The sequence below is a fragment of the uncultured Oscillibacter sp. genome, from assembly GCF_910587525.1.
GTDB lineage: Bacteria > Bacillota > Clostridia > Oscillospirales > Oscillospiraceae > Oscillibacter.
Window position 1 is genome coordinate 1 of the sequence record NZ_CAJULS010000003.1, and the last position, 16478, is coordinate 16478.

Annotated in this window: 17 protein-coding genes; 16 read left to right on the top strand and 1 reads right to left on the bottom strand. The window is 63.0% G+C overall.

Going from position 1 to position 16478, the window contains the following annotated elements:
* Nucleotides 1–195: 195 nt before the first annotated feature.
* Nucleotides 196–441, bottom strand: a complete 246-nt coding sequence (locus QZ326_RS00595; RefSeq protein ID WP_295740102.1) for a hypothetical protein — start codon at nt 439–441, stop codon at nt 196–198.
* A 93-nt stretch (nt 442–534) separates the two neighbouring features.
* On the opposite strand from QZ326_RS00595, the gene QZ326_RS00600 reads away from it, so the two are divergent.
* The 16 genes from QZ326_RS00600 to QZ326_RS00675 all read left to right on the top strand — a co-directional run bounded on the left by QZ326_RS00600 (nt 535) and on the right by QZ326_RS00675 (nt 16478).
* Entirely contained in the window at nt 535–735 is a 201-nt protein-coding gene (locus tag QZ326_RS00600) for a helix-turn-helix domain-containing protein (RefSeq protein ID WP_295740105.1), read from the top strand.
* Nucleotides 736–1065: 330 nt separating this feature from the next.
* Complete coding sequence (gene mutS, locus QZ326_RS00605; RefSeq protein WP_295740107.1) at nt 1066–3666, top strand: DNA mismatch repair protein MutS; 2601 nt, start codon at nt 1066–1068, stop codon at nt 3664–3666.
* A 165-nt stretch (nt 3667–3831) separates the two neighbouring features.
* Nucleotides 3832–4542: a CPBP family intramembrane glutamic endopeptidase gene (locus QZ326_RS00610; protein ID WP_295740110.1), complete on the top strand. Its 711-nt coding sequence runs from the start codon at nt 3832–3834 to the stop codon at nt 4540–4542.
* A gap of 27 nt (nt 4543–4569) precedes the next feature.
* Complete coding sequence (locus QZ326_RS00615) at nt 4570–5481, top strand: AEC family transporter (RefSeq protein WP_295740113.1); 912 nt, start codon at nt 4570–4572, stop codon at nt 5479–5481.
* Nucleotides 5482–5694: 213 nt separating this feature from the next.
* Complete coding sequence (gene mutL, locus QZ326_RS00620) at nt 5695–7668, top strand: DNA mismatch repair endonuclease MutL (RefSeq protein WP_295740116.1); 1974 nt, start codon at nt 5695–5697, stop codon at nt 7666–7668.
* Between the two features lie 76 nt (nt 7669–7744).
* Complete coding sequence (locus tag QZ326_RS00625; protein WP_295740119.1) at nt 7745–7927, top strand: DUF6440 family protein; 183 nt, start codon at nt 7745–7747, stop codon at nt 7925–7927.
* 1 nt (nt 7928) lies between these two features.
* Nucleotides 7929–8519, top strand: a complete 591-nt coding sequence (locus QZ326_RS00630) for an NAD(P)H-dependent oxidoreductase (RefSeq protein ID WP_295740122.1) — start codon at nt 7929–7931, stop codon at nt 8517–8519.
* A 1-nt stretch (nt 8520) separates the two neighbouring features.
* A complete protein-coding gene (miaA, locus tag QZ326_RS00635) occupies nt 8521–9465 on the top strand; it encodes a tRNA (adenosine(37)-N6)-dimethylallyltransferase MiaA (protein WP_295740125.1) in 945 nt (314 codons plus the stop codon).
* Between the two features lie 60 nt (nt 9466–9525).
* Nucleotides 9526–9819, top strand: a complete 294-nt coding sequence (hfq, locus tag QZ326_RS00640) for an RNA chaperone Hfq (RefSeq protein ID WP_295740129.1) — start codon at nt 9526–9528, stop codon at nt 9817–9819.
* A 194-nt stretch (nt 9820–10013) separates the two neighbouring features.
* Nucleotides 10014–11267, top strand: a complete 1254-nt coding sequence (locus QZ326_RS00645) for an HlyD family efflux transporter periplasmic adaptor subunit (RefSeq protein WP_295740132.1) — start codon at nt 10014–10016, stop codon at nt 11265–11267.
* A 20-nt stretch (nt 11268–11287) separates the two neighbouring features.
* A complete protein-coding gene (locus QZ326_RS00650; protein ID WP_295740135.1) occupies nt 11288–11983 on the top strand; it encodes a YggS family pyridoxal phosphate-dependent enzyme in 696 nt (231 codons plus the stop codon).
* A gap of 93 nt (nt 11984–12076) precedes the next feature.
* Nucleotides 12077–12511, top strand: coding sequence for a cell division protein SepF (locus tag QZ326_RS00655; RefSeq protein WP_295740138.1), 435 nt, complete (start codon nt 12077–12079; stop codon nt 12509–12511).
* A 33-nt stretch (nt 12512–12544) separates the two neighbouring features.
* Nucleotides 12545–13300, top strand: a complete 756-nt coding sequence (locus QZ326_RS00660; RefSeq protein WP_295740141.1) for a DivIVA domain-containing protein — start codon at nt 12545–12547, stop codon at nt 13298–13300.
* A 51-nt stretch (nt 13301–13351) separates the two neighbouring features.
* Nucleotides 13352–14230 carry an HAD family hydrolase gene (locus tag QZ326_RS00665; protein WP_295740144.1) on the top strand — a complete coding sequence of 293 codons (879 nt, stop codon included), beginning with the start codon at nt 13352–13354 and terminating at the stop codon, nt 14228–14230.
* Between the two features lie 113 nt (nt 14231–14343).
* Nucleotides 14344–15027 carry a helix-turn-helix domain-containing protein gene (locus tag QZ326_RS00670; protein ID WP_295740147.1) on the top strand — a complete coding sequence of 228 codons (684 nt, stop codon included), beginning with the start codon at nt 14344–14346 and terminating at the stop codon, nt 15025–15027.
* Complete coding sequence (locus QZ326_RS00675; RefSeq protein WP_295740150.1) at nt 15024–16478, top strand: MBOAT family protein; 1455 nt, start codon at nt 15024–15026, stop codon at nt 16476–16478. Before QZ326_RS00670 ends, QZ326_RS00675 begins: the two co-directional genes overlap by 4 nt.

Genomic DNA, 16478 nt, shown 5'->3' on the forward strand with positions numbered 1-16478 from the left:
CTGGTCTGAACCGGTGCCCATGAATCTTGCCAGTCTTCTGCCGGGTGCGCCTGACGGCGTACCTTGCGGGGCGCTCTCCCGCATCTGTCAATGCTTCCGAAGTTGTTTTGGTGCTTGGACGCATGGGCTTCCTTCTCTTCCCGCGCTTCGCGCATGGCTGGAACCGCCTGGGATGGTTTGTACTTCTACCGGGTGTCAGCGGTAGATTTCTTTCGCAAGCAAAAAGGCCCGGCGGGCCAGGGCCATTCTGCCTGTGTTGTCAAGTGTGCTCTGCTTGTCCTCATAATCCCGAAACAGCTCTCTTTGTTCACGGGAAAATGTTTTTTCCAGAGTTTCCATTGCCTCCATCGCACGCTCTGATTGAACAAAATACTCCCACCCAAGATATTCCCGGTCACGCTCTTCCAAGGTCTCCAACAGAACATTGATATAGTCTTTCATAATTTCCCTCCAGCATTTGACAAACACTATCGTGTCCTTTATGCTTTATTATAACAGACACTATCGTGTCTGTCAACGGGAAAAGAGGGTCCTATGACACTTTCCGAACATCTTTTACAACTCAGGAAATCAAAAGGCCTTCGTCAGACAGAGCTGGCATCCAAAGTCGGCATTGGCTGGCGGGCCTATCAGACATATGAGCGCGGCGAACGTGAACCCGGTCTGTCCGCACTGATCGCTCTGGCGGATTTCTATGATTTAAGTCTGGATGAGCTGGTCTGCCGGAAGCGGTAGACGAACTACTATCAGCCCGTGCCCGGCCAGGCGCGAAGCGCGGGAAGAGAAGCAAGTCCTTGCGTCCAAGCATCAAACCTGCTGAGCGCCCTTCAATTGAAGCGAAATGCTTCCGCGAGTGCCAAAAGCGTCTTTTTCTCTTTTGGACCGTGCACGGCCCGTTTTCTCTTTTTCTGCGCTCAGAAAAAGAGAAAATGGGGGGTGCATTCCGTGCCGCAAAGCGGCACAATCCCCCGTCCCCGCCCCGTGGGCGGAACCCCCCCGTCCCGCCCCCGTGGGGCAGCATCCCCCGCCTACTGGGCAGTAACCTACAGAAAGAAGGCGCCAAGCATGGCAGAACTAACCCCCATGATGAAACAGTATCTGGAGATCAAGAAAGATAACCCGGATTCCATCCTGTTCTTCCGCCTGGGCGACTTCTACGAGATGTTCGACGACGACGCCCGCCTGGCGTCCAGGGAACTGGACTTAACCCTCACCTCCCGGGACCATGGCAAGCACGCCAAGCCTCCGGAGGAGCAGGTCCCCATGTGCGGCGTGCCCTACCACGCCAGCGAGGCTTACATCGCCCGGCTTATCGCCAAAGGCTACAAGGTGGCCATCTGCGAGCAGATGGAGGACCCCGCCGCAGCCAAGGGGCTGGTAAAGCGGGATATTATCCGGGTGGTCACCCCCGGCACCGTCACCAACGCCGCATGCCTGGATGACAAGGCCAGCAACTTCATCTGCGGCATCTTCATGGATTCCCGCTCCGCCGGGGCCGCCTTCTGCGACATCACCACCGGCAAGGCCCACCTGACCAGTTTTACCGGCAGAGACCGGGCGGAGCATGTGGTCAACGAGCTGGGCCGCTTTTCCCCGGCGGAGGCCATCCTGAACGACGGCGCCTTCTCCGAAACCGCTTTGACGGGGGTCTTGAAGGAGAAATTTCACTGCCGGGTGGAGAACGGCGGCCAGCGCCGCTTCCTCCTCAACGAGGCGGAGCGGAGCATCCGGAAGCAGTTTGGAGACGAGGCCCTCTCCCGCCTGCCCGCCGCCGTTCCGGCGGCCGCCATGGCCCTGGGGGGGCTGCTGAGCTACCTTTACGAGACCCAGAAGACGGATCTCTCCCACATCAACGACCTGGACTACTATGAGCAGGGCCGGTTTATGGAGCTGGACCTGTCCGCCCGGCGGAACCTGGAGCTGACGGAGACCCTGCGGAACAAGGAAAAGAAGGGGAGCCTCCTCTGGGTGCTGGACAAGACGAAGACGCCCATGGGCGGGCGGTGCCTGCGGAGCTGGCTGGAGCGGCCGCTGCTGTCCGCCGCCGCCATCCACCGGCGGAACTCCGCCGTGGCGGCGCTGGTGGACGGCACCATTGCCCGGGAGGAGCTTACCACCGCCATGGCGGGCCTGGGGGACATGGAGCGGCTGATCGGACGCATTGTCTACGGCACTGCCGGGGGACGGGACCTCAGCTCTCTCCGCGCCGCCATCGAAAAGCTCCCGGAGATCCGCGGCCAGCTGTCCGCCCTGCCAGACCGCCGCCTGGCGGAGCTGACAGAGGAGATGGACACCCTGGAGGACGTGGGCGGACTGATTGCCAGCGCCATCTGCGACGAGCCCCCCTTCTCTGTCCGGGAGGGCGGGTTCATCCGGGACGGCTTCCACGGAGAGGTGGACCGCCTGCGGCACATCCTGAAAAGCGGCAAGGGCGTCATCGCGGAGATGGAGGCCCGGGAGAAAGAGGAGACCGGCATCCGCTCTTTGAAGATCGGCTACAACAAGGTCTTTGGATACTACATAGAGGTCTCCAACTCCTTCCGGGGCCAAGTGCCGGAGGGCTACATCCGCAAGCAGACCCTGACCAACGCGGAGCGGTACATCACCCAGGAGCTGAAGGACCTGGAGCATGAGATTCTCACCGCCTCGGAGCGGGTGGTGGCGCTGGAGTACGAGCTCTTTACCCGGCTGCGGGGGGAGATCTCTGCCGCCGCGCCCCGTATCCAGCGGGCCGCCGCCGCTGTGGCGGAGACCGACGCCCTGTGTTCCCTGGCCGCTGTGGCCGTGCGGGAAGGCTACTGCCGTCCGGAAGTGGACGAGTCCGGCGTGATTGAGATCCGCCAGGGCCGCCACCCGGTGGTGGAAAGGATGCTCAAGGACGCCCTCTTTGTGCCAAACGACACCTTTATGGGGGAGAAGGAGGGCCGGGTGTCCATCATCACCGGCCCCAACATGGCGGGCAAGTCCACCTATATGCGCCAGGTGGCGCTGATCGTCCTGCTGGCCCAGATGGGCAGCTTTGTCCCCGCCGCCAGCGCCCATATCGGTATTGTGGACCGGATCTTCACCCGGATTGGGGCCAGCGACGACCTCGCCGCCGGGCAGTCCACCTTTATGGTGGAGATGACGGAGGTGTCCGACATCCTGCGTTGCGCCACCAGGGACTCGCTGCTGATCCTGGACGAGATCGGCCGGGGCACCTCCACCTTTGACGGCATGTCCATCGCCCGGGCGGTGCTGGAGCACTGCGCGGAGAAAAAGCGGGCCAAGACCCTCTTCGCCACCCACTACCATGAGCTGACGGACCTGGAGAACACCCTTTCCGGCACGGTAAACTACAACATCGCGGTGAAGACCCGGGGGGAGGACATCATCTTTCTGCGCAAGATCATTCCCGGCGGCGCGGACCGCAGCTACGGCATTGAGGTTGCCAGGCTGGCAGGCCTGCCGGACAAGGTGCTGAAGCGGGCCCGGGAAATTCTGGAGGAGCTGGAGTCGGAAAACGGAGTGCAGTACACCGCCCCCCGGCGGGAGGCGGATCAGGTGTCGCTGGATTCGCTGGGGGAGGGGGAGGTGCTGGACGCCCTCCGCCGCTGCCAGCCGGATACGCTGACGCCCATTGAGGCCATGGGGCTGCTGTATGAGCTGAAAAAGAAGCTGCAGTAGGCCGGTGTTCTGCGGAAAGCTGGAGGCAGTCCCCTCTTCCTGGGAGAATCTTCAAAACAGGGGGGGGGGGGCATTTCCCCTGAATTCCTCCAGCTTCAGGCGGTTGTCTCCCTGTTTTTGACCAGCCCCATCGGACCCCAAACCCAATACCCCGGAGGGATTATCATGCAAAGACGAAAATCCGGCGCCTATATGTCAACCGGAGAGCAGATCGCGGGAACGGTGTTTTTCGCCGTCTACCTGCTGGTGCTGCCCTTTGCCGCGAGGCCTTTGTTCGGCCTTGCGGAGCTGCTGCTGGGAATCACCATTTCCGATGCCCTGAAGACGCTGATTTACTACTACATACTGTTGGCCTTGACAGTGATCATCTTTCACGGCTTTCTGGTCAGGACGTCCCAGCGGCTGCTGGACAACCTGGACGGTGCGGCCAAAACTGTGCTGGCGGGCCTGGTGGCCCTGTACGGCCTCAACGAGCTGGCTTACCGCCTGATCCACATGGCGGTGGGCACCCGCACCAATCTCAACGACATCACCATCTCCGCCCGTGCTGGCGGTGCGCCCCATATGACGCTGCTGATCGTGGTACTCCTGGCCCCCTTTGTGGAGGAGACCCTCTTCCGGGGACTGGTCTTCGGCAATCTCAAGGGCCGGAGCCGGGCAGCGGCATATCTGGTCAGCTGCCTGCTGTTCGCCCTGCTGCATGTGTGGCAGTTCGCTGTGGTGAACCGGGATATCACCTATTTTTTGCTGATGGTGCAGTACCTGGTGCCGGGGCTGGTGCTGGCCTGGGCCTATGAGCATTCGGGTACGCTGTGGGCCGCTGTGGCCCTCCACGCGGCGGCCAACGCCCTGTCCATCTGGACCATGATGGGGTGAATTTTCAAGAGAATCGAGAGAAATACCATGAGCTTTTTTGATACCCTCCGTGAGATGCTGGTAATTCTGTTCGCCATGGCCATGGGCTACCTGGCTCACCACCTGGGCTATCTGGGCGGTGAGACGGATCAGAAGCTCTCCAAGGTCATTTTGAACATCACCATGCCCGCCATGATCGTGGCGGCGGTCATCACCGGGGACACCCTGCCGGAGCTGTCGGAGGTCCTGGCCGTATTGAAGGTGGCGGCGGTCTTCTACCTGCTGGAGATGCTCTTTGCCCTGATCGCGCCCCGCCTTTTGGGCGGCACACCAGGACAGAAGGGCGTGTGGCGGTTCGGCCTGATGTTCGGCAACATCGCCTTTATCGGCTATCCGGTGGCCACGGCGCTGTTTGGCCCGGGGGCCCTCTTCTACGCCGTGATCCTGGCCATGCCCTTCAACCTGCTGTCCTATACGCTGGGGCCGCTGATGCTGGTGGGAGTCAAGCGCTTTCAGTGGAAGCAGCTGCTGACCCCCTGCACCGTCGCCGCCGTCCTGGGGCTGTTCTTCGCCCTGACCCGCCTCCGGCCCCCGGCCATCGTAGGGGAGTGTCTCTCCTTTGTGGGGAACGTGACGGTGCCGTTGTCGCTGCTGGTAGTGGGGTCTCTGCTGGCGGGCCTGCCTGCCGGGCAGGTGTTCAAATCTCCAAGGCTCTGGTGTCTGTCTGTTCTGCGGCTGCTGGCGCTGCCGGGAGTGCTGTTTGTCATTCTCCGGGCCCTGGGGACGGAGCCCATGCTGCTGGGGATCACCGTCGTCGAGATGGCCATGCCTGTCGCCGTCAACGGCAGCATGCTGTGCCTGGAGTATGGCGGAGACAAGGAGTGCATGGCCCAGGCCACGCTCCTGACCACGGTGGCGTCCATTGTCACCATCCCTCTGATTGCGTCGGTATTGCTGTGAAAGGAACTTGAGGGAAGCCTTGGGGGGAATGGCCCGCTGAAAAGAGTACCCGCCCCTTTGGACAGCACATCGCACAGTGTCCCTTGCTGCTTGATATTCTCCCCAATTAGCCGGATGTCCCCTAGAGAGCAGGTTCTTTCTCCCCAGACCAGCTATGTTTTTTCAGATGATTTTCCAAATTTTCAGATATTCACAAACAAGGAGGTGTCCCCCATGCCCCATATCCGCCAGCTGGAGGCCCATGTGGCCGACCTCATCGCCGCCGGCGAGGTGGTGGAGCGTCCCGCCAGCGTAGTAAAGGAGCTGGTGGAGAACGCCATCGACGCCGGCGCCTCCGCCGTGGCGGTGGAGGTTCGCCGGGGGGGTATGGGACTCATCCGTGTCACCGACAACGGCTGCGGCATCGCCCGGACGGAGCTGCCCACCGCCTTTCTCCGCCACGCCACCAGCAAGCTCCGCGCGCCGGAGGATCTGGAGCGCATCGGAACCCTGGGCTTCCGGGGAGAGGCTCTGGCGGCCATCTCGGCTGTCAGCCGGGTGGAGATTCTCACCCGGCTGAGGGGCGCGGAGAGCGGCGCCTCCCTCCGGCTGGAGGGAGGCGTGCCGGGAGCCGTGGAGGAGGCCGGGGCCCCGGAGGGCACGAGCATCTCCGTGCGGGACCTCTTTTACAACACCCCCGCCCGGCTGAAATTCATGCGGAAGGACAGCGCTGAGACCGCCGCCGTGGCGGGTCTTATGCAGCATCTGGCCCTGTCCCATCCGGACATCTCCTTCAAATTCGCCAAGGACGGCATGGAGGCCCTCCACACCCCCGGAGACGGGAAGCTGGACTCCGCCATATATGCAGCCCTGGGCCGGGACTTTGCCAGAGGACTGGTGCCGGCGGAGGGCCGGGGCGGAGAGATCGCCGTCTCCGGCTTTGTCACCGCCCCCCTCCAGGGCCGGGGCTCCCGGTCCATGCAGGTCTTTTTCGTCAACGGGCGGTTTATCAAGTCCCAGCTGCTGACGGCGGCGCTGGAGGAGGGCTACCGCAATCAAATCATGAAGGGGAAGTTCCCCGGCTGCGTGCTGTCTGTGACGCTGCCGGTCTCCGCCGTGGATGTCAACGTCCACCCTGCCAAGACCCAGGTGAAATTCGCCCGGGAGCGGGAGGTGTTCGACGCGGTGTACCACACCGTGCTGGACAGCCTGGAAAGACAGGGCGGCCCCGTGTCCGCCCCGGGGCCCAAAGCGGCGGAGACAGTGAATCCCCGGCAGGATTTTTTCCAGGCCATGGACGCCAAGACTTACCGGGAGCGGGACGCCAAACCCGCCTCCCTCCCGGAGAAAAAGTTCCGCCCGGGATGGGACACGGAGTGGAAGCCTCCGGCAAAGCTCTCCGACAGCCAGGGCGGAACGGCCTGCCGGACCTCCGGCGAAAGACCCGCCGCCCCCAGCCGGGGGAGTTTTGGGGCGCCGCCCTCGGTGGCGCCCCGGCCGGCGCCGGCGGAGGTGCCCCGTCCCGCGGCCCCGCCTGTCAGGGAGACGGCGGCGCCGGAAGACCTCCGGCGGCCCTTTGTGCCTGCCATCCCGGCGGAGCGGCAGGAGAGTTTGCCGGGCCAGCAGACCCTGGAGTCCCTTAGGGAGGCCCCCTGGCGGCTCGCCGGGGAGGTGCTCAATACCTACATCGTCTGCGAGAGCGCCGACGGGTGCGTCTATCTCATCGACAAGCACGCCGCCCACGAGCGGGTGAACTTCGACCGGCTGAAAGCGGCCCAGGAGCCGCCCATGCGGCAGGCCCTGCTCCAGCCCGTGGCGGCGGAGCTGAGCCGGGAGGACGGCGCGCTGCTGCTGGAAAACCTCTCCCTGCTGGACCAGCTGGGTTTTGGCTGCGAGGACTTTGGCGGCGGAGCCGTGCTGGTGCGGGAGGTCCCGGCGGACATCGACGCCGGAGACGTCTCGGCCACGCTGGAGGAGCTGGCGGAGAATCTGCGGACGGGCCGCTCGGCGGAGGAGCGGCGGGAGAATCTGCTGCATACCATGGCCTGCAAGGCCGCCATCAAGGGCGGCTGGACCAGCGGCCCGGCAGAGCTCCGGGCGCTGGTGGAGAAGGTGCAGAGCGGCGAGGTGAAGTATTGCCCCCATGGCCGGCCGGTGGCGGTGAAATTGACCAGGTATGAGCTGGAGAAGATGTTTAAGAGGGCGTGATGTCAGGCGCGGCTCTGGGAGATAGGCGGGTGCTGGGGGAATGGCCTGCCCCCATTTCAGAAAGGAGGCACTCCAAATGGCAAAAAAAGGCCAGCGGTTGATTGGGCAGTACCGTCAAAATACCATGTCCATCGGGACCAAGATCCTGGTGGACCGTCAGACCGGGGCAAACTGCCCCTTCCGCTACGCCGGCGGCCTGACGCCTCTGCTGGGCCGGGACGGAAAGCCTGTCGTCACCACCATATTGAATGAGGATTGATATGAAACTTTTATTGATTGACGCCTGCGTCAGCCAGCGGGGGCCGGCCTCCCGGACCCGCGCTCTGATGGAGGCCTTTCTGGAGAGCTTCCGGGCGGCCCGCCCGGAGGCGGAGATCGAAACGGCGGTGCTGGAGCGGCTGGATATCGCCCCCTTCACTCCGGAGGCCCTGGACCGGCGGGATGCTCTGGCCAGGGCGGGGGAGTTCAGCGCTCCGGTGTTCGGCCTGGCCCGGCAATTTCAGCGGGCGGACAGGATCGCCGTCGCGGCTCCCTTCTGGGATCTGAGTTTTCCCGCCGTCCTGCGGGTCTACATTGAGCATGTCTCCGCCTGCGGCCTCTGCTACCACTATGAGGCCGATGGTTGTCACGGGGACTGCCGCGCCTCCCGGCTGGCTTATCTCACCACCGGCGGCGATCTGGAGCGGCCGGAGAGCCTTGGCGTGCTCTACTGGAGGCAGCTTGCCGCCATGTTCGGCATCCCCCGGTTTGACTATGTGTTTGCCGGCGGCCTGGACCTGGACCCCGCTCAGGCTCCGTCCATTATGGAGGATGCCTGCGCCCGGGCCCGGGCTCTGGGACGGGAATTTTGACATGGGCGGCAGGATCGTCTGTGTTGTGGGCCCCACGGCCTGCGGTAAAACCACCCTGGGGGTGGCCCTTGCAAAGCGGTACGGCGGCGAGGTGGTCTCCGCCGACTCCATGCAGATCTATCGGGGCCTGACCATCGGCACCGCCGCCCCCACCGGGGCGGAGATGGACGGTGTGCCGCACCACATGGTGGCCGTGGCGGACCCGGCAGAGCGGTGGTCCGCCGCCCGGTATGCCCAGGAGGCCATCCCCGTCACCGACGGTATTCTGGCCCGGGAGAAACTCCCCATCCTGGTGGGAGGCACGGGATTGTGGCTGGACGCCGTTGTCCGGGGCCACGGTTTCGCCCCAGGCGCTGCCGGAGGCGAGGTCCGGCGGCGGCTCCAGGAACGGCTGGACCGGGAGGGGATCGAGCCCCTCCTGGCGGAGCTGCGGCAGGTGGACCGGCCGGCAGCGGAGCGGCTGCACCCGTCGGACGGGAAGAGGATTCTCCGGGCCCTGGAGGTTTTTTGGGAGACGGGGAAGACCATCACCGCCCACAATGCGGAGACAAGAAATCTGCCGCCCCGGTATGACGCCGTGTGGATCGGACTCCAGTTTGCGGACCGGGAGGATATGAAGGCCCTCATTGACCGCCGGGTGGACGCCATGGTGGAGCAGGGGCTTCTGGAGGAGGTCCGCTCTCTGTTGGAGCGGGGCCTGCCCCGGGACGCCACCTGTATGCAGGCCATCGGATACAAGGAGTTTTTGGGGGTGCTGGAGGGCACGCGCACGGAGGCGGAGGCCATCGCGGAGGTAAAGCTTCGCTCCCGGCAGTACGCCAAGCGGCAGCTGACCTGGCTGCGGCGGAATCCGGACATCCACTGGATATATTGGGAAAAAAAGCGGGATTTTGCGAAAGCCCTACGGATTTCGACGGAAATCCTGTCCGCCGCTGGCGTATTCTAGAGCCAGGGCGGATTGTACATAGCGGCTGTCCGCCTATGAAAGAAAAAAGGAGCGGACAGTATGCAGACAAAAGCTAATTTACAGGACATCTTTCTTCTCAGGGCCAAGCGGGACAGGCTTCCGGTCACCATGTTTTTGATGAACGGCTTCCAGATGCGGGGCGTCATCACGGGCTTTGACGCCTTCGTAGTAGTTTTGGACAGCGACGGCAAACAGCAGGTGATTTACAAGCACGCGATTTCAACCATCGCTCCGGCAAGGCCTGTGGACCTAGCGGAGACGGAGGCTTGCCGGAGCGCGAGCGAAGGCGAACCTCCGGAATGGCGTCAAGCGTTTTGCGGAGCAAAACCTTGAAACCGGCGGGCTTTGCCCAGCGGTTTGAGCTGCATGCGGGGTCCCCGCGGGACATACCGTCCTGTGGGGCGGCAGGCAGCGGATGATTTGCAAAAACACGATTTCGACCATTGCCCCGGCAAGGCCCGTGGACCTGGCGGAGACGGAGGCCTGCCGGTTCTTGGAGCATTACGGCAGATACGAAGGAGCCCCCTATGAAAAGCACCTCTTTTGCAACCAGAATATTGATGCTGCTGGTGTGCCTGGGCGTAGCGGTCTATTTTGGCTACCAGTCCCTGCGCTATCTGGGCGACCCGCTCACCACCACTGTGGCCTATGCCTATACGGTGGATGAGACCATTGACGCCTCTGGCTACGTGGTACGCAGTGAACAGGTGCTGGAGGACAACGACAGCGGTCTGCTGCGGCTGGCCCGGGTGGAGGGAGAGCGGATCAGCGTGGGCGGCACGGTGGCATCGGTCTACGCCGACCAGGCCTCCCTGGACCTGCAGAGCAGGATCGACGCGCTGGAGGCCAGGATCGAACAGCTGGAGTACGTTCAGAGCGCCTCTCTCAGCTACGAGGCCTCCGCCAAGCTGGACAGCCAGATCACCCAGGACCTGCTGGCGGTGCGCGCCGCCCTGGCCAGCGGACGGCTGGATACCGTGGAAAGCCGCGGCAGCGAGCTGCGGGCCCTGGTGATGAAGCGGGACTATACATACTCGGGCGACGACCTGGATGGACAGCTGGAGTCCCTGCGGCAGGAGCTCAAAGACCTGCGCCGTCAGGCGGCGGGGTCCGCCCGGCGGATCAGCGCTCCGGTATCGGGGCTGTATTCCGCTGTGGTGGACGGCTACGAGACTGTGCTGACGCCGGAGAGTATCCAGGAACTGACCCCCTCTCAGCTCAGCGCCGTGCGGGCGGACAGCACGGTCCGGTCCCATGTGGGAAAACTGATTCTGGGAGACAGCTGGTATTACGCCGCCGCCCTGCGCACCGGTGAGATCAAGGATATTCAGGAGGCCGGCAGCGTCTCTCTGCGGTTTTCCAAGGACGTGGCCCGGGACCTGGACGTGACTGTTCAGTCCGTGGGCTGGGAAGAAAACGGGCGGTCCGTGGTGGTGTTTCAGGGGAAATATGACCTGGCCCAGCTGACGCTGCTGCGCCAGCAGAGCGCGGAGGTCATCCTGAATACCATGAGCGGCATCCGGGTGCCGCAGGAGGCGCTGCGGGTGGTTCCCCGGACTGTCACCGACGAGGACGGCAGGGAGACGGAGGTCCAGACCACCGGTGTGTACTGCGTGGTGGGTGTGACGGCTGTTTTTAAACCGGTGGAGGTGCTTTACAGCGGAGAGGGCTTTGTGCTGCTCCGCTCCGCTTCCACGCGGGCAGGCCGTATTCTTCGCTCCGGGGATGAGGTGATCGTCACAGCCAGAGATTTGTACGACGGGAAAGTCATAAGAGAATAGAGGAGAGGATGGGAGCGCTTATGTCCATTGCGGAGAACATTGCCCGGGTGCGGGCAGAGCTGGCGGACGCCGCCAGAGAGGCCGGCCGGAGACCGGAGGAGATCATTCTGGTGGGAGCCAGCAAAATGAACGGCGCGGAGGCCTGCCGGGAGGCTATTGCCGCCGGGATTGACGCACTGGGGGAGAACCGGGTACAGGAGATGGTGAAAAAGCTCTCGGAAAATGCCTATGACGGCGCGCCGCTGCACTTCATCGGCCACCTCCAGCGCAACAAGGTCAAGCAGGTGGTGGGGCATGCGGCTCTGATCCAGTCCGTGGGCTCTCTGGAGCTGCTGGACGAGATTGAGAAAACCGCCGCCCGGCTGGAGCTCCGGCAGGATATTCTGCTGGAGGTGAACATCGGCGGCGAGGCAGCCAAGAGCGGCTTTGCCCCCGGTGATATCTTCGCCGCAGCGGAGGCCGCGCTGTCCCGAGACCATGTGCAGGTGTGCGGCCTCATGACGATCCCCCCCGCGGATGCGGATCGGGAGACCAATATGCGGTATTTTCAGGAAGTTCATACACTTTATGTTGACATTGATGAAAATTTGTTCCATAATGAACTAAAGTATCTCTCCATGGGCATGAGCGGCGACTACGCCGACGCAGTCCGCGCCGGCGCAACCATGGTTCGGGTGGGTACCGCCATCTTCGGCGAGCGTGATTACAGCCTGTGACCGGACGGACCGCATTTGGCCCGGCGCGAAGCCGCCTCAGGGTGGGCTTTGGAATATGATCTTGCGCCCGGAGCGCACTGAGGAGGCTTTGCTATGAGCATTATTGACGAGCTGAAAAAATGGACCCATCCCTATGAAGACGAGGACGATGACTTTGAGGAGTTTGAAGAGCCAGTCCGCAAGGACGTCTTTGAGGACCGCCGAAGCAAGTACGACGACCGCCACAACAAAGTGGTCAACATTCACGCCACCACCCAGCTGAAGGTGGTTTTGGTGAAGCCGGAGCGGTTTGAGAACGCCTCCGAGATTGCCGACCATCTGAAGGACAAGCGGACGGTGGTGCTGAATCTGGAGTCCACCAACAAGGACATTGCCCGCCGGCTGATCGACTTTCTCTCCGGTGTGGCCTACGCCGGAGAGGGCAAAATCAAGAAGGTAGCTGCCAATACATACATCATCACGCCCTATCATGTGGATATTGAAGGCGACCTGATTGATGAGCTGGAGAACAACGGACTGTATTTTTAATAGAGAACAGCGCTGACAGGGGGTATTGCTGGAATGCTGACACCGCAGGAAGTCTCCTCCCATGCCTTTACGAAGGGATTCATGGGCGGATACAATATGGCCATGGTGGACGAGTTTTTGGACGAGCTCACCGACGATTACACGGCGCTGTATAAGGAAAACGCGGCGCTGAAAGCCAAGATGAAGGTTCTGGTGGAAAAGGTGGAGGACTACCGCGCCACGGAGGACTCCATGCGGGCAACTCTTCTCACCGCCCAGAAGATGGCGGACTCCATCGTCCGGGAGGCCGAGGCACGGCGGGACAACCTGCTGGCCCAGGCGGAGTCGGACGCCCGGGAACGGATTGCCCAGATCCAGCGGGATGTGGAGGCGGCGGAGGAGCGCCTGCGCCAGGGGCAGCGGGAGCTGGCCCGGTTTATTGCCGCGATTCAAAAAGTATGCGGCCAGGAGCTGAAATTCCTGGAGGAACTGCCCCAGCTGCCGGTGGACATCTCCGTCCCTGTGGACGTTCCTGCGGCGGCGCCGGTCCAGGAGGTCAGGGAGCCTGCGGCGGCGTCCTCTGCGGAGGAGCCTTCACCTGCCCCGGCCGCGCCGGAGGAACTGCCTGTGCCCGCGACTGCAACCGCAGAGATCCCGCCCGAGGAGGCGCCTGCCGCCGTGGAGCCCCCCTATCCCGAGGGAGACCCCTTTGCCAGGGAGGAGGCAGAGTCCCTGGAGGCCACCCGCCGCATCAAGTTCGACAAGCTGGACGACTTGAAGTTTGGTCCCAATTATACCAGCGGAACGTGACCCCAAAGCGGCTCTGGACAGGAGCCGCTTTTTTCCGGAGGAGGAACCGGCATGAAACAGCGGCCCATCATTGCCTTTTTATACGATTTCGACAAGACGCTTTGTACCACGGACATGCAGAATTATGCCTTTATCCCCAGCCTGGGGATGACCCCGGCGGAGTTCTGGGCGGAGGCCAATGGCTTTGGCCGCCGCAACCGCATTGATGGGATTCTTGCCTATATGTATACCATGCTCCGGGAGGCGGAGCGGAAAAACCTGCCTTTCACCAGGGCGGACCTGGTGGACAAGGGCCGGGATATCGTACTGTTTCCCGGTGTGGAGGGCTGGTTTGGCCGGATCAACGCGTATGGCGAAACCTTGGGCGTCCAGGTGGAGCACTATATCATCTCCTCCGGCCTGCGGGAGATCATCGAGGGCTCTGCCATCAGCGGCGAGTTCAAGGAGATCTATGCCAGTGAGTTCTACTACGATGAGAGCGGCGTTCCGGTGTGGCCCAAGCTGGCGGTGAACTTCACTGCCAAGACCCAGTTTGTCTACCGGATCAACAAAGGCGTGCTGGACGTGTCCGATGACAAGACCCTCAACGACTCCATGCCTGACGACAGCAAGCGGGTGCCCTTTACCAACATGGTCTACATGGGGGACGGCCTCTCGGATGTGCCCTGTATGAAGATGATGCGGGCCTACGGCGGCCAGGCCATCGCCGTGTACCAGGAGGGAAACCGACAGGGGGTGGAGGACCTGCTGTCCAAGGGCCGGGTGGACTTCATCTTCCCGGCGGACTACAGCGAGGGCACTGCCCTGGATGCCACGGTAAAGCACATCATTCAGAAGATGGCCATCGCGGACCTTCTGTGGGAGGAGAATGTCCAGCAGCTGCGGGGCATCGGCGGAGACGTGCTGCCCAATCAGGTGGGATTATTTTGAAAAACGGTGCAGGCGGACGCACGGGCGTCCGCTTTTTTCTCTTTACAAATGGTAGCTCTTTTGATAAACTATACCCTGCGTATTGTAAAGAATCCCGAAAGGAGAAAGAATTTATGGCTTCTGAATTTTCACGGACGCTGTCCCTGCTGCGGCAGGAGCGGGGCGTCTCCCAGCGCACCGCCGCCGGGGACCTGGGTATCTCCCAGGCCCTGCTGAGCCACTATGAAAACGGCATCCGGGAACCGGGCCTTTTATTTGTGGTCAAGGCCTGCGACTATTACCACGTCTCCGCGGACTTCATTCTGGGCCGTACCCTGTCCCGGGAGGGCAGTATGCTGACCTCTGAGGAGATCCTGAATGCCGCCGAGCCGGGCAACGTGCTCCAGGGCAGTATCCTGGCCACCCTCCAAAGCAAGCTGCTCTCCGGCGCGGTGGGGGTGCTGTTCGGTCTTCTGGGCAAGCTGGGGGACAAAGCCGCCATCAATGCGGCGTCGGAGTATCTCTCCAGCGCCGTCTATCAGCTCTACCGCCATCTGTACCGCGCCGCCGGGGCCAACGAGGCGTATTTCTCCCTGGACCCCGCCGCCTGCACCATGGGGCTGGCCGGAGCGGATATGAAGCTGTCCGAGGCCAGGTACGCCCGTGCCCTGCGGGGGCAGACGGCCCAGAAGGCGGAGTTCCCGAATCTCAGCAGCCACGCCATTGCCGACGCCTACCCCGGCCGCTGCCAGAGCCTGACCCAGGTCCTCAGCGCCGCCGATGCCCGGCTCAGCGCCCTGTCTGAGAGTAAGTCATGAGTTTTCAGTCTCTGGGCTTTCTGGTATTTCTGGCCCTGGCCGTGTGCATCTGCCGCCTCTGGGGCAGTTGGGCGGCCCGCCGGGTCGTGACCGGATTTGCCGCGGCCAACGCGGCGCCCCTGGTTGCTGCCAGTCTGTTTTTTTACTGGCGGAGCTGCGGAAGTCTCTGGGAGCTGCTGCCCATTGGGGCGGGTCTGCTGGTAACCTGGAGGGCCGCAGGGCGTCTCCAGTCCGGCGGAAAGGGACGGAAACGGACGCTTGCACTGGCGGCCGCTTGGCACGTTGCCGTACTGCTGCTCTATAAATATACCGCCTTTTTTACGGCTGGACAATTTTCCATGGGCCCTGTTCCCCTGGGACTCAGCTTCTTCACCTTCCAGCAGCTGTGGCTGCTGAAAGAGGCGTATACCGGAGATTTCGCTTTGGAGCGGGGCGAGGGGGGCGGATATGTGCTGTGCGCCCTCTTCTTTCCCGCAGTAAGCTCCGGCCCCATCCTGAAACCCCAGAACTTTTTTTCCCAGCTGCGGGAAAAGCTCCTGCGGGCAGAGGGAGACGACTTTGCCGCGGGGCTGTATGCCATCTCCCTGGGAACGGCGAAAAAAGTGCTGCTGGCAGACCCTTTGGGCACGGTGGTCTCCAACGGCTGGGCGCTGGGAGATGGGCTGACGGCCTCTGCCGCCTGGGCAGTGATTCTGGGATACAGCTTGCAGCTCTATCTGGACTTCTCCGGCTACTGCGACATCGCCTCCGGCTGCGCCCGGCTGCTGGGCATCCGGCTCCCTGTGAATTTTGACGCCCCTTACCGCGCCCTCAGTGTGGGGGAGTTCTGGAAGCGGTGGCACATGACGCTGACCGCTTTTTTGCGGGAGTGCGTGTATATCCCCCTGGGGGGCAGCCGCCGGGGACCGGTGCGGACCTGCGTCAACATCCTGATTGTATATCTCATCAGCGGCCTGTGGCACGGAGCCGGGTGGACCTTCCTGGTTTGGGGATTGCTCCACGGCCTGGCCCAGGTGCTGGAGCGGCTGTGGGGCCCCCGGCGGGAGCGGCTGCCCAAAGCCCTGCAATGGGCCATGACCTTTTTGTTTGTAAATCTGGCCTGGGTGTTCTTCCAGGCGCCCAGTCTGGCGGCGGCGGGCTCCCTGCTCCGTGCCGCCGTGGCGGGCGGTGGCGGGCTGCCCCTGGATACGCTGGCAGCCGGAGTTTTGGACAGCGAGGCCACGGCCCTGCGGACGCTGCTGCCCGCCGCCGCGGCCAAGTGGACGCCGGGCCTAGTGCTCCTGGCGCTGTTCGGTCTGGGGCTGGCGGTGTCCCTCCGGCGGCGGAGCGTCATCCGGCGGATGGAGGACTTCCGGCCCACTCTGGGCCGGGCGGCGGTCTGCGGGGGGCTGCTGGCCTGGGCGGCTTTGTCCTTCTCCAGTACCGCCGCCTTTATCTACTCTAACTTTTAG

Coding starts and splice junctions, on each gene's coding strand:
- QZ326_RS00665 (WP_295740144.1), top strand. CDS start 13,352: ATGAAACAGCGGCCCATCATTGCCTTTTTATACGATTTCGACAAGACG.
- mutL (WP_295740116.1), top strand. CDS start 5,695: ATGCCCCATATCCGCCAGCTGGAGGCCCATGTGGCCGACCTCATCGCC.
- QZ326_RS00600 (WP_295740105.1), top strand. CDS start 535: ATGACACTTTCCGAACATCTTTTACAACTCAGGAAATCAAAAGGCCTT.
- miaA (WP_295740125.1), top strand. CDS start 8,521: ATGGGCGGCAGGATCGTCTGTGTTGTGGGCCCCACGGCCTGCGGTAAA.
- hfq (WP_295740129.1), top strand. CDS start 9,526: ATGCAGACAAAAGCTAATTTACAGGACATCTTTCTTCTCAGGGCCAAG.
- QZ326_RS00645 (WP_295740132.1), top strand. CDS start 10,014: ATGAAAAGCACCTCTTTTGCAACCAGAATATTGATGCTGCTGGTGTGC.
- QZ326_RS00655 (WP_295740138.1), top strand. CDS start 12,077: ATGAGCATTATTGACGAGCTGAAAAAATGGACCCATCCCTATGAAGAC.
- mutS (WP_295740107.1), top strand. CDS start 1,066: ATGGCAGAACTAACCCCCATGATGAAACAGTATCTGGAGATCAAGAAA.
- QZ326_RS00625 (WP_295740119.1), top strand. CDS start 7,745: ATGGCAAAAAAAGGCCAGCGGTTGATTGGGCAGTACCGTCAAAATACC.
- QZ326_RS00595 (WP_295740102.1), bottom strand. CDS start 441: ATGAAAGACTATATCAATGTTCTGTTGGAGACCTTGGAAGAGCGTGAC.
- QZ326_RS00670 (WP_295740147.1), top strand. CDS start 14,344: ATGGCTTCTGAATTTTCACGGACGCTGTCCCTGCTGCGGCAGGAGCGG.
- QZ326_RS00615 (WP_295740113.1), top strand. CDS start 4,570: ATGAGCTTTTTTGATACCCTCCGTGAGATGCTGGTAATTCTGTTCGCC.
- QZ326_RS00650 (WP_295740135.1), top strand. CDS start 11,288: ATGTCCATTGCGGAGAACATTGCCCGGGTGCGGGCAGAGCTGGCGGAC.
- QZ326_RS00630 (WP_295740122.1), top strand. CDS start 7,929: ATGAAACTTTTATTGATTGACGCCTGCGTCAGCCAGCGGGGGCCGGCC.
- QZ326_RS00675 (WP_295740150.1), top strand. CDS start 15,024: ATGAGTTTTCAGTCTCTGGGCTTTCTGGTATTTCTGGCCCTGGCCGTG.
- QZ326_RS00610 (WP_295740110.1), top strand. CDS start 3,832: ATGCAAAGACGAAAATCCGGCGCCTATATGTCAACCGGAGAGCAGATC.
- QZ326_RS00660 (WP_295740141.1), top strand. CDS start 12,545: ATGCTGACACCGCAGGAAGTCTCCTCCCATGCCTTTACGAAGGGATTC.